Annotated in this window: 9 protein-coding genes; 3 read left to right on the top strand and 6 right to left on the bottom strand. The window is 37.5% G+C overall.

Annotated features, from left to right (window positions below; translation table 11 throughout):
• Window positions 1–15: 15 nt before the first annotated feature.
• The 3 genes from EXIGUO8A_RS11130 to EXIGUO8A_RS11120 all read right to left on the bottom strand — a co-directional run bounded on the left by EXIGUO8A_RS11130 (window position 16) and on the right by EXIGUO8A_RS11120 (window position 5,979).
• On the bottom strand, window positions 16–378 hold the full coding sequence (locus EXIGUO8A_RS11130; RefSeq protein WP_236564473.1) for a hypothetical protein: 363 nt from the start codon (window positions 376–378) through the stop codon (window positions 16–18).
• Window positions 379–450: 72 nt separating this feature from the next.
• Window positions 451–864, bottom strand: coding sequence for a hypothetical protein (locus EXIGUO8A_RS11125; RefSeq protein ID WP_159303175.1), 414 nt, complete (start codon window positions 862–864; stop codon window positions 451–453).
• Between the two features lie 120 nt (window positions 865–984).
• Window positions 985–5,979 carry a DUF4132 domain-containing protein gene (locus EXIGUO8A_RS11120; protein WP_159303174.1) on the bottom strand — a complete coding sequence of 1,665 codons (4,995 nt, stop codon included), beginning with the start codon at window positions 5,977–5,979 and terminating at the stop codon, window positions 985–987.
• A gap of 258 nt (window positions 5,980–6,237) precedes the next feature.
• On the opposite strand from EXIGUO8A_RS11120, the gene EXIGUO8A_RS11115 reads away from it, so the two are divergent.
• Entirely contained in the window at window positions 6,238–8,778 is a 2,541-nt protein-coding gene (locus tag EXIGUO8A_RS11115; RefSeq protein ID WP_159303173.1) for a leucine-rich repeat domain-containing protein, read from the top strand.
• Between the two features lie 90 nt (window positions 8,779–8,868).
• Window positions 8,869–9,255 (top strand): hypothetical protein, encoded by a 387-nt coding sequence (locus tag EXIGUO8A_RS11110; RefSeq protein ID WP_159303172.1) that lies wholly within the window; start codon window positions 8,869–8,871, stop codon window positions 9,253–9,255.
• Between the two features lie 81 nt (window positions 9,256–9,336).
• Here EXIGUO8A_RS11110 and EXIGUO8A_RS11105 read toward each other — a convergent pair whose 3' ends face one another.
• Window positions 9,337–9,741 (bottom strand): response regulator, encoded by a 405-nt coding sequence (locus tag EXIGUO8A_RS11105; protein ID WP_116770503.1) that lies wholly within the window; start codon window positions 9,739–9,741, stop codon window positions 9,337–9,339.
• A gap of 352 nt (window positions 9,742–10,093) precedes the next feature.
• On the opposite strand from EXIGUO8A_RS11105, the gene EXIGUO8A_RS11100 reads away from it, so the two are divergent.
• On the top strand, window positions 10,094–10,705 hold the full coding sequence (locus tag EXIGUO8A_RS11100; RefSeq protein WP_159303171.1) for an SIMPL domain-containing protein: 612 nt from the start codon (window positions 10,094–10,096) through the stop codon (window positions 10,703–10,705).
• A gap of 188 nt (window positions 10,706–10,893) precedes the next feature.
• Here the strand turns inward: EXIGUO8A_RS11100 and EXIGUO8A_RS11095 are convergent, their stop codons facing one another.
• Window positions 10,894–11,979 carry a phosphoglyceromutase gene (locus EXIGUO8A_RS11095; protein ID WP_159303170.1) on the bottom strand — a complete coding sequence of 362 codons (1,086 nt, stop codon included), beginning with the start codon at window positions 11,977–11,979 and terminating at the stop codon, window positions 10,894–10,896.
• Window positions 11,980–11,985: 6 nt separating this feature from the next.
• Window positions 11,986–13,572 carry a fibronectin type III domain-containing protein gene (locus EXIGUO8A_RS11090; RefSeq protein WP_159303169.1) on the bottom strand — a complete coding sequence of 529 codons (1,587 nt, stop codon included), beginning with the start codon at window positions 13,570–13,572 and terminating at the stop codon, window positions 11,986–11,988.
• Between the last annotated feature and the right edge of the window lie 2 nt (window positions 13,573–13,574).

Genomic DNA, 13,574 nt, shown 5'->3' with positions numbered 1-13,574 from the left:
TGACTATTCCGCTCCTTAATTTATAGCCGTCATTCTTTTTAAAAGAATAGGCACGAACAAAGCAAATTTAGCATTGAATTCTTCTTGCGATGCAGCCGTATTTATGGTTTTTACCATACTGCTCCAACTGTTGAAAAGTGCTTCTTCGGTAGTTGAACCATCGGTATCTATATTCATGGCTTTTACCAGTTTAAAATTTTCATCTTCATTGTAAAAACCGGTATGCTTTACTTTCTCAAAAATGTTCTCAAAGATATTTTGCGTAGCTAATAGCTCGGTAACGCTAAGCGTTGCTTCTTGTGATGTTTTGATAGCTTCAAAAACGTCTATCATTAAATTCTGTACCTCATCATTGATACTTGGATCTAAATATGTCAAAATCGTATGTGTTTTAGTTCTTTATTGGTGTTCTGAAAAATGGAATTTGAACCACTTTTATTTTGGCAAGTATTACCAGTAGGTACCCACCAAAAATGTCATTCGTATAAAGGCGATAACGCTTTCTGAAGTGAGTTCAATGGGTGCTTTCAAATCGGTTACCTCATCGTCATCCAAGAATACAACGAAGAGTCCGTCTTTAAAGGCTAGCAAAACATTTTCTATCGCTTTTTGCTCGTTGGCGAGGTCTTTGTTCGCTAAATCACCAAAATCTACTTTACCGCTCTGTGCCTGGTCCTGAATTTCTGCGGGACTCAAAAAACCGACCACATTAACTTCCATCCGTTTTTTGTTGAACGCCGCTACTTGGTTTTTTACGCAACCGATTAAAAGTTCTTCCAGATTTTTTGGCGTTTCTTCTAAGGTAAAAGGCACTTGTTTTACCTTTTTCTTACCCAGTCTTTTTAGCTGTAATGTAATTTCCATTGATCTCTATTTTGTTTTTGCGTTAGGGATTGTCGTGGAAAGCCCACAGTGCGATAGCACGCGGACTTGCAACAAAAGCCCGACCCCACCTAAGTGGGGTAACGCCCTTATCATTAACTTTTAGCTGTTTATCTGTGCCAAAATTGTTGGGTCTTGTATTTTATTATCTTCTGATAGCAACTTCATTTTTGAAATGATTTCCGCAGATTTTGGGTCGTCGTCCACGAAGGGTAAAAACATGCGACCCCTATGCTGACTGTGTACTGGAATGATGGACAACGACAAGCCGTTTTTACTCACTTGACCGCTACCCAAATGTATGCTGTACTCGCCCAACGTGCCCTGTATAAATATGTGGCGCTCTTTGACCGTTATGTTGCTGAGCTTGAACAGTTTTGCCGATTCTTCGGCTAGGGCTGCGCGCATTTGCATGGTACTGTGGCTCGCCTCTGGGTCTACGCCGCCAACGTGGGCAACACTTACCACAAGGTCCATATCCCGCATGATCTCGCTAAAAACCACGGGCGGAATATCGGTCAACGGAATGCGCTCGTGGGTTTCAATGGAATGGAAACACACTTCCTCTAGCGTTGGCGCCTCTACATCTGACGGGGAATACCAGTCTGCCATGGCGTACATGGTGGCGATGAAACCACGTTTGTGATATACTTTCTGCAAGCCTTCTTCCCTACTCACCGTCCAGCCGCGACCTCTTAATAGTGCCACGGTCTGCTTGGGCTGAATTTGGTGCCCTTGGTAGCGCTCAGACCTATTGCTGTGCTCGCGTTCATCTTCGGTGAGTAAATACAGTTCTCTGAACACTTGCTTGAACGGCTGCACCAAACGCTCTGCAAAGAGGTGTTTTTGGTAGACATCCCACTCCACTGCGGTGTATAAATGCGATGCGTGGGCAATGACCAACACATCTTCTTCTTGTAATTTATGATTTTTGCCAGAAACATCCGTTAGGCTACCATCGGTATAAAAACCAGAAATTTCTTTTTCTGGAGCAAACAGCACCAACTTGCTCAACATCACTTTAACGATAGGATGCAGCATCATGTTATGAATCTCCAAAGCGGTAAACTTATCTTCGTTTACCATGGCATTTTCTAAGGACAAACGGGTTCTGCTGTACTGTCTAGACAAATACGTTTTGCTTTCCTTAAGCGCGACTACCTGCTTGTCTTTCCTCAGTTTCGCAGGAATCGATTTTAAGGATTTATCGCCTTTGGTAACTTTGATTTCGGCTTTACCTAGGTCGTTGATGACCAAGGCAATCTCTGTATCTTCAATAGTTAACACCGCATTTTCCATAATGGTCTGGGTTGCTTTCGCCTCCATCGCCCAACTGAAACGTACACGGTCTTGGTAACCGGCATTTCTAGATAAATTATCTAGAGCAATTTCTACCGCAGCCTTTTCGCTTTCTTGGCGCTGTGCCCCAAACTGCTTGCTTTCTTTTAGGAAATCTTGCAATAGGTTGTACCGCTTCAACAAATCTTTTTCAGGTACGGTTTTGCTCAACGGAATCAACCCTAAGGCACGCACATAATCCTTATCTCGCTTATCCTTGATTTTCTTTAAGGTCTCGGTAATTTTCACCTCGCCCAACATTACGCTAGAATATAATTTTACCAATCTGTGCGCATTACCATCGGTAATATATTTGGCGGCATCGTGCAGTATTTTCCAGTTGGCTTTACCCAAACTGCCGTACACTTTATTGAACCAATCGATATCTATGGCACCCAATGAAAAGTCGGATTTTGGAATGTTGGAATACCTAGAAATAATGGTTTCTTTCTCGCTGCTCATATAATCAGAGGCGTGGGCTTGAAACCACCAAACGGCATCTTCCAGTTTTTCCAATCCTAAATATTCACCGATAACGCCTGCCCATTGTGTGGCGTAGCACGCCACTTCTATCAATCGTTTTTTGGGTATTTTATGTTCGTCAGCCAATGCTACAAAATCGGCATAACTCTCGGTTTCCTTAAAGGTTGTTTTCTTTAAAATAGAGCTGAAAAGCGACCTCTTGCTATTGCCATAATAACTGTAGCCACGCTCAAAGGTTTCTTTACCCAAACGTTGCAATACCTTAAAAACATAGTCTACCCCTTCTACGGTATGTATAGGAAAGATAAATTCCGTTGCCGGAGTTACCAAATCGCCCCGTTCCAGTTCGGTTTCCAACAAGTTTGTTTTTAAGGGTAAAAACACATGTTTGGGAACGGGATTTTCTTCAATAGTACTCCTGCGGAATCTATAGTTAGAACCACCATCAATGATAGACATGAGCTCGTTGGAATATAATGCTTGAAAAAGAAGGTCATCGTCATTGATCAATCCTTCTTTATATAATTTTAAGGTCACCTCAATATCTGGAAACTTAAGGTTGCCCGAATTTCGTTTCTCCCTGGTTATTTCCTTTATTTCGGTTATCTCATCTGGATGACCAAGGTCTTGCGCTACCAAATACATATGAAGGTCCCAATACCTTTTTAGGTCATCTTTAGAAAGTAATTCAATTTCATTTGCACTTAAATTACCTGCAAACGTGGTAATAATATGCGCCCAATTCGCCGTAATGGAATGGTGGTAACCACTTAATTGAAACTGTAAATTTCGTAACCGTTCCGGAAAGGTAGCGACCATATCTTCAAAGACATCCAACTTATACGAAACAACGGTACTTCTATCTGCGTACACTTTAAAAAGACGCCCAATAATGGTACTATACGTTCTTATTTTGGTGTAATAGTTTTCATTATCATTAAGATGTAGCCCCATTAAATCGGGAAAAAACTGTTTCATAAAAGGTACCAATTCTTCATACTGCCCAAAGGGATAACTTTTATGGTTTAGATAACGTAAGACGGCACTCATTTCAAAATCGTTCAGCTGACTTTTTTCGTACCAAGCCACCCAAATATTTGACAATGGTAAATTATGCAAACGGTCTTCTGCCGTGGCATGCTCGTCTAGTCTTTTAATATCATGCAGCCCACGGTTAATGAAGGTAGTATCGGTTTCACCTTGGTAGCCTTCCATCTGGTATTCATATTTTCCGTTTTCGTTCACCAAAGCAATTAGGCTGTTAACGGTGGCTATGATTTTATTGACATCCATAATATCCTTAAACTTAAAATTCGAGGATATGGAGCCTTTTATACCCAATTTATCCAAGAAACTAGATTTAACTTCAAAGCGCGGTTGCGGTTGGTACACGGCACTTAGATTATCATAATCGATAGCTCCAAAACCGTTACTGAAATTGTATTCATCCTTATTTTTAACGAACTTATTTAACAGTACCTGTTCGTTTTTGGAGATTTTAGGTCGCTCGTTAAAGGCAGCTACTTGCGCTTCAACAAAATCTGGATATCTGTTCTCGGCATCTAAAATGGTGAGTATCTCCAAACCTGCCAACCGTTGGTCTATACTTTTTGCCGTTACTAAATTGGTGGCGCTTGTTTTTACATCATCATTAGGCAAACTGACCAGTAGTTGAATTACTGCGGTACGCATACTTTTACCTTTGCGTTTCAGCAAATCTTCGGCAATCTTCAAATCTGTATCATATAAATACATCTTTCGGAAAATGTTAAGTCCCGTTGCCATAACACACTCATTTCTATTGTACACCGCCTTTCTTGCCAATGCTCTACGCCACGAGTATTTATCGTAGTCCAACTTTACTTTTTTCTCGTCGGTCTTATAGTGGTGAAACGCATAACTGTAATGTATTGGAAAAACTTTACGAATGTAAGTTTCCCTAAATTCCGATGGCAATTCATCTAAATCGTTCGCCATTAGCTCCAGCTGTTGTTCCGTAGCTTCATGCAATAAAAACTGATAGAAATATTGTGAGCTAGGGGTAAAACTCCACCAAGAAAAAATCTTGCTTTCGTATGTTTTTCCCTTATTCCCAACTGTTTTTGCAACCTCGAACAGTTTTACGAACGTATCATTATCCAACTGCATTTCCGGTAAGTTAACCGCCATCCAATGGTCTAGCGCATAATCTTTCCCTAATTCTTGTATGAAATAAGGGACCAAAGAATCATTGGTACGCTCGGTTTTACTCATAAAGTAGAGCGCTAGAATCTTCTTGTTTCTATCTGCTGAAGAATACACGATATCCAAGGCTTTGGCATTGGCTTTATCCGCATCTAAAATACCGATAGCCCATAATGCCACCAACACCTCAATATTATCTTTGCTCTTCAAAAGCGTATCTACTTCCTTTAAGTTTAAAATCAGGGAATGCGCCAATTCTAAAATACGATTGATGACCGATTTCTTTGGGGCGTCCCAATTTAATCCGAACCAAGTGTTTACCGCCCGTACCACACTGCTGAAACGGGTAAGGTCGTTCTCCAACACCACATTGATCATGTATTTCAAAGACTGGAGTCCCGCTTCATCCATAGATTCCAAAATGGACTGTCGTAAACCTTCTTGACGTTGAGCTGCCAACAATAATTTACCCACCATCTCCCAATGCTTTTCATCTTCGGATAATAACAAAGCTCTAATAATATCTTGACTTACACCACCAATTTCATCTTCGCCTTGAATAATATCGTTCAATAATTCATTGAACATATCTCCACTATTCTGCAAAACAATAGCTAAAAAAACACTGTTAGAATGTGGGTAATACGTGCTGTATTGAAAATGTTCTTGCAAGGTGAGTCCGCAAAAACCAGAACGGCTAGCGCTTAAAAAATTACTGAATATCGTTAGTTTATTCTGTAAAATATCTTCACTGGGTTGAGACCTAAACGCTTTACGACCATAGCTTCTCTGGTAGGGCATGGTGTTAATAAAATCCCACATGGCAGCTAAGTACGGTGCTTGTACCAAACCAAATAATTGCATACCCAAACGCATGCCTTCTTCCGTTGCCCAAGGGTTGATTGTTAAAGGATCATCAAACTCATTAATGAAGTCGTTAATATTATAATACTCATACTTCTCCCTCTTTATTCGCCCTAAAATTTGCCCAAGCCTTCTGTAGGGTTGAGAAAAGGGACGAAATTCAAAACGGTCTACTGCTGGTTTTTGATGTTGACCTATATATTTATGAGCTTCTTCTGCTGGAATCATATGATGCTATTCTTTATGCTTTTTATTCTGAAAAATTGATTTGAAAAAAATGTGACATCATATAAACTTATGCTGCCCAATGTTATTTTATAGTTTCAAATATTTTATGGCAAGGTAGCCGGAATTCAACTTTTCCTTCTAACGGAATTTGGGGATATTTTTATCTACAGGATTTTTTTTTCTTAATATCACGGAATGCAGTGACAAAAATTCGGATGCATTTAGAAAACTTTGTACATCTAAACTATTACGTGTGTTATGCCGAATACCAACGAAACTCCTCAATTCGATTTTTTTGAGATAGATGCATCTTTTGAAGCAATTAAAAAGAGTGCCAACTACCCTGAAGATTTTTATTATGAAATTTTTGTTATAGCAAAAACCACGGCTAAGAAAGAAATTAGAACGGAGTGTACCAACATTATAAAAAAGCAAGCACCGGAGAATTTACAGGCGGCATTTAAAAGCCGAAAAAAGATAAGTCAAAAAGGAGGTGTGAAATCCGTAGACTCCAGATTGGTTGCTATGTTGGAATACGGATTACTTTCTGATGAACTAGACCTATTTAAACTACACTCGTTATTATTCAAAGAACCCGAATTAGGGCTATTCAATTTCACCAAAAACTTTTTAGACCGTTTGGTAGAACACCCGAATATATTAGGCAGATTAAACGGGATTCAAAAATTAGAAATCTCTCTAAAAGATGAGGGAAACGGCTATAATTCTATTCTAGAGTATTTACCACAATTAACGACTTTAGAAGAACTGGAAATAAAGGCAGATTTTGAGCAATTGCCAGAAGAGTCGGGCAACCTTGTCAATTTGAAGCAAATGAAGCTGAACATGCCTTACCTACAGCAAATACCTGCTTCAATAGGTAAACTAAAAGCACTAGAAGAATTCAACTTTAAAGGCGATTACTCTTTTGGAGGCGATGATAACAATACCTATTTAAAAGATTTCAATTGGCTCTCACACCTCACAAGTTTAAAAGTGCTAAAGCTGCAATATGTAGGAGTAGAAGATTTGTCTGAAGTTGTATTCCCATCCACTTTGAACAAGATAGATTTGTTCGGTTTAGATGAGCTTACAGCACTGCCAAAGGAAATGAAAAACCTGCCGAAACTAGAAAGATTTAAAGTAGTTTCAGACAGTTTAGCAACCTTGCCTACCGGTTTTGAAGCAATGCCAGAGTTACAGCTATTTGAACTTATAGCCCCTAAAATAACAACCATTTCTTCTGATTTCTTTTTTGGTTTTGAATCGAAACCGAATTTGGTTACAAAAATTGGCAACCGCAATGTAGACATTGCCCCAATGACCAAAAAATCAAGCCGAAAAGAACTGAATTTAGATACACCCAAACTGCTAAATTATGTGTTGGACAATGCGGAGTTTTTTCAAGAATTGACCACCATTTCAATTGATTGCGAAGCTCCGGAAACAAAGCATACAAACACTTTGGCTGCATTTAAAAACCTAACCAACATAACCTTTAAACTAGTACCCGACTTAGATTGGATTTTTGGTAAAATAAATGAATCGGAAACAATAGAAAGCATCACCCTGTATAAAAACACTTCGTATGCCACACCTGTAGACGAAGCACCTAGTTCGGTAAATGTTCCCGCCGCTCTTTCTAAAATTGAAAAACTAAAGCAATTCACTGTTCAATTCGAGAATCATTTGGAATTAAATACGGATGCACTGCCAATACATACAGAGCAGTTGACCATAAAAGGTTTAAAAGGAATTGTTCCTGGAAAAATGAAACGTTCAGCAACTCAGGTGTATGTTGAAAATACTTCCATATTCGATTTAAAAGAGTTTTATAATGTTGTGGATGCCGAACAGATGGACTTAGGTAAAAACAACTCCTACATCGCAGGTGAATCGGGATTCGGGTTTCTTAAAAATCCAGAGTACATTAAGAAATACGAATATACCGGTCCCGCTTCAAATGTTGCGGAGCTGTTAAAAACTTGTCCGAATTTAGAACGTCTTTTTATTGAGTTTCCCGAAGACAAACCAGAATTCTGCGCGGGACTTTCAGGTTATAAAAACTTAAAATTAAAATCCCTACAACTCAATAATTACAAAGGAGATAGTGCCTCATTGCAATCGGTTTTGGAGCAAACTCCCAATCTTGAACATCTGGAACTAAGAGAATGTGAGGGTATTCAAAATCTTCCAAAGGTGACTTTAAATAAGCTAAAAATACTAGAACTTTACAGCTGTGATGTTCAAACCGTAGCTGCCTTAGAGGTTCCAAAAATAGAAGCCTTTAAAGTTAATTTCTGTGATGACTTTGGATATGATGCAGTTGAGACCATCACCCAATGGAAAACCTTAAAATATCTTTGGTTAGAACATATATCCAAAGAAATGAAAACCTACCCAGAAGCAATTGCCACTTTAAATCTGGATACACTTTTAATAAGCGGAAAGAACAGCAAAAGAGAAATACCACAATGGTTAGGCACTATGAAATCGCTTCGTGTTTTGGGAATAGAAGGGTTTAAACAAAGCACGCTACCCATAGAATTAGCAACGCTCACCCAATTGGAAGTTTTGAGTATAACCGGTTGTGAATTTCAAGAGCGCATATCGGAAGAGTTCAAAAATCTTAATTTAAAAAAATTGGTTTACTGGACCTCTAAATTTTCGGGCAGTAATATGAAATATGAACTATACGAGCCACTTGTAGGCAAGTGTATTGCTCAAAGGTATTTGGATGATGATGATAAAATAACTCCGTTTAAACTTGCTAGCAAAGATGTATTAAATGGTTTCTAATTATCACATTTTTGAGATATTATATTGTGCAATAACATTAATAAACATTAACCTTAAAAACTATATTATGATGAAATTATAAATTTAAAAATGATGGACAAGCAAGAATTATTGGGAAAAGAATTAAGTAACCTGTATGCCATAAACAAGCAGGTAAACCATTATTTCAACAGTTGTGACATTAGCTTTTTAGATGAGCATAGACAACAAGCCATTAAAGACTACATTAACGCCAATACTAAAAATGAAGAATTGGTAGCCAAAACATTGCGGTCGTTAGAAGTAAACCCGGGCAACACAGTAGACTCTATAGTGAACGAAATCATTGAGAACCTACAAGAAATCTGCCTGAAGAAAACAGATAACAAAGCATTGGACGGATTAGGGTATATGATGTCTTTTAATAGACTAGTTAGCTATCACAAGGCAAATGTGGTCAATATTGATTTTATCTTAAATGAGCTGGAGGTTGCATAAAACCAACAATGCACCTTTTGACACTTTCAATACCATAAAGAAGACTTGATAGTTACAGACGTTTTTAAAACCTGCCAACTATTAAACAGCAGTCTTACTCATGGTAATAATGTCATTCAAATTTTTTGAGATCAATGGTTTAGTGATAAAATCACGAACCAACTCATACTCTTTTGCCCTTTTCATTTCATTCTCGCCGTACATTGAACTTACTATATACACCTGAGGTTTGTTCTTTAGTGGCAATTTTGAAAATTCATCCAAAAAACCCCAGCCATCCATTATGGGCATATTAAGATCCAGTAATATAATATCTGGCATTTGCTGCCCTTTATTCAATTGGGCGGTTAAATTGGTTAGCGCTTCATCTCCATCCTCATAAACAAGAATATCAGCACTCATAAAATTGTTATGGTTCAAAAGTATTTTAGTACCATACACACAAATAGGGTCGTCATCTATAATACAAACTGTATCTTTTTTCATAGCTAATTACATTCGTTAATCCCAGGGGGGAAATATAGTTCTCAAATTAACAGGATTTAACTTACAAATATATTTTGAAAATAACTAATGATTTATATACAAAATGCAATATACAATGGGAACACAAAAAATTTGACTAGTGATTCCTTAAAATATGCAGTCTAAAATTCACAATAAAAGTACGAAACAAATTACAATCATTTGAAATAATAAAAAAATGACCCTAAAATAAGAATTATGTAAAAATATATACCCCTCAAAATTAAAGCCTTACTTGTCACATAAACAACTGACAATATGCTTCTTAGATAATTAATAAATAAACTTTCAAAATTTAAAATCACAAACACAAATGAGAAAAATTAGCTACATCCTATTATTGACCCTTTTTGGAATTACCGCTATGCAGGCACAGATCGACACAAAGGCAAAAACCGTAACTGTTACCGCCAGTGCGCCATTAGAAAAAACAATTGTAAAATACCGTGTTAAAGCCACACTAAGTATGGATCAAGTATATTATGCAGACACCAGAGTAGAAAACCTAGAGCAGTTAAAAAAACAATACTTTCAAGAACTGAAAGATTTAAATATTGATACGGCTATCTTTCAAGAAAAAGAAATGGAATATTTTTCTTTAGGATATCAACGAGATGGTACTATCTTATACTATGAGACCGACTCTAAAGAGTTAGCCATGAAATTATTAAAAACTAATTTATTAGGCGTACAACTTCAATTTCAAGTAAAACAAATAGTATCGTCAGTGAATAATAAAATGGCATTAAACGCTGCATTGGAAAATGCAAATACGTATGCTACTGAGCTATGTAAAACCATAAACACCAGTTTAGGTGATATAAAAGCTATTAGTAGTAGTTCTAATTATAATGATGATTGGACAAGTTTTTATGCAGACTACCAAGAACAATTAACGGTCAACGTTGAATACAACATGAATTAAAAGTTTTATCTCTTAATTATTAAAAGGGCTGTTATTAAAAATATAACCGCCCTTTTAATTTTTAATTAGTTACAAAAAAACCAACACCAAAATTAATTGGCATTGGCTTTTTAACAACTCTAAATTATTCTAAACTCAGCGTAAAAATGGCGATTAATACTATCTTTTATTTAAAGAAATTGTCAATGTCATTTTAAGTTTATGGGCTTTGCCGACATTGACTTATCATCCGATTTTAAGCTTAAGATTTTAGCTAACGTTGGTGCTATCTGATTTGCAAATAGTTGACCATTGCCCACTTCACCAACAGGATTTACATTTGGTCCCAAAATAGCGATCCAAGTGTGCTCAGCTCCTTTTACATCTGTACCATGACTTGTCCATTTTGAATCTTCTTGAACACCATCTCCCCTACCATGATCTGTAGTAATTATGAAATAGGTATTGTCTTTGTAAAATGCATCATTTTGTACATAATCCCACAAATCTGCTATTAAAGCATCGGTGTTGTGCAATGATTTCATATAAAAATCAAACTGACCGCCATGTGCAAAATCATCCGTTTCACCATAAGAAATATACACCACTTTCGGATGGTTCTTTTTTACGTACTCTTTTGCGAAATGATGCGTAAAAACATCTAAGCGCACACTTTCCCAAATTACTGGAGCCTGCTCTTGAACCTCATTTAAAAATTGTTCTTTTTCGTTCAATTCTCCAATTGCGTTCATGTAGCCCGCATTAACAGGTATACCGCTTCTTTTATCGTTGATGATGTACGGAAACACATCCCAACTGGCGAAGGCCGCTACTTTGTTCTTATATTCATCTTGGCTGTTTGCCAATTCTAACACCGTTACGTTCTTATTATAATTTTTATCGTTACTATCAATATGGGCGTCATCTGCCTTACCCGTTAAAATCTCATTATACCCAGGGTAGGAAAACAGCATTTTATTGGTTAAATCTACCTTGCTCCCATTATTTCTATTACCATACAATTGTCCTTCTTTAGCAATGGTATTCCAAAAAAAAGGCATGACCATTTCCCTATTTTCTTCGGTTGATTTACCCACAAATTTTCGGGTCAGCAAATCTTTATTTTGTGTAAATTCACTATTCAACAGGTCAGTATCCATACCTGTGAACACATCTTGCCAGCGCACGCCATCCAACGTAATTAAAAACACATTGGGATCTTTATCTTCTTGAGCGTTTATCTGTGTGGTAACAAATAGCATTGTCACCAAAAACATTCTTAATAGTACTTTCATAATCAATTAGTTATTTGTTTTAAAAGACTGCGTTTTTGACCAATCGCTCCAATTTAAATACTGGTCTCGGTAACGTACACGCCAATAATAATTGGTATTTGGTTTTAGCCTTTTGGTAGGCTCATCGGTTAAGTTATCATTTTTTTGCCTGTTCTCCCCGTAATACCAGTTTTCAGATTGCTTCCAACTATCCAATACCAAATCACTGAAATCTTCGGTGGTGGCTATTTGCCAGTGCGAAGCCGCATGGTAGGCATCTTTCAACGTGCTTTTAAAAGGTTGCGCCTTTAACATTCCTCCAGTGTACTCCACATTACCTTTAAATGCAATAGCTTCTGGAGTATTGGGTTTATATTCATTTGCGTAGATGACGATTTCATCGGTCTTTTCATTTTCCCTGAACTTGTGTTCGTTACCACGGCTTATTCTTTTGATCGTAAATTTAGGGTTGTTCTTATTCGCGTCTACCTCAACCATAACAAAACCATACTCATCTTGGGTAACGCTAAACTCATCATAATCCCTACCTTCAAATTCTCCCCAATTATCTATTGCGCCTCCCGCCGAGGCTACGTTGATCCAAAGATGTTTATGATCTTTAGACTGTCCTCTTGAATAGCCATGCGTATGACCAAAAAAGTGCAAACTGGGTTTACCGGTTTCGGTTGTGAACGCTTCTAACATTTTTACCACTTTACCTGAGGATTCTTCTTCACCGGGAATCCATAATTCTGATTTATGCGGATGATGCAACTGTGCGAAAACAAAATCGATTTCCTCATTCTTTGCCGTCTCTTCAAGCAATAATTTTAACCATGCAAATTGTTCTCTACTATCACGATAACCATCATTAGAATTCAGCCCGATGATTCTCGTATTGCCATAATCTTTATACCACCAATGCTCGGCATAGGCAGGCGTACCGTTCTTTGGTAGACTGAAATACTTGAAATAATAGTTGGAGTTTCGTTCATGATTTCCCAAAACAGGATACACGGGTACTTCAGCAAATAGATTTTGCGCGGGCTTAAAAAAGTCATTCTGCCATTGCTCATATTTTGCTCCGTTCTCCACTAAATCTCCGGGAATCAATACCATTGCCAAATCATCTGGCACGTCATTACCATATTCCGACTTTAAAAAAGGAAGCACTCCTTTATTTACTATTTCATTGAACTTATCTGGATTCTGATAATCTATTTGCATATCGCTCATCGCCAAAAAGTTGAACGATTCGTTATCACTAGCAAATGGAGGAGTTTTAAACTGAAAAATATCGGATACCAACTTACCGGTCTTTACTCGATAATAATACGTAGTAAACCTTTTGAGTCCGGTTAGGTGTACTTCATGAATACGAGAAGTACTGAAGTTAATATCATAAGCATTTCCGTTTGTCTTTTTCCCCAATTTTGGTGTAGTACCATATTCCACAGCACTTTCTTCACCTAACGATGTCTCCCACTTAACGGTCATTTCGGTAGGGTTCGCATCTTGCAAATAAGGCTGAACCACAAAAGCTGCCTTTTTTTGGGCATTCAGAACAGTTCCCCATAAAAGGACAACCAATACATTAAATTTTATTGTTTTCATAC

It is taken from the genome of Maribacter litoralis, assembly GCF_902506355.1.
GTDB classification, from domain to species: domain Bacteria; phylum Bacteroidota; class Bacteroidia; order Flavobacteriales; family Flavobacteriaceae; genus Maribacter; species Maribacter litoralis.
The sequence above is the reverse complement of the archived record's forward strand: the minus strand, read 5'-3'. Positions and strand labels throughout refer to the sequence as shown.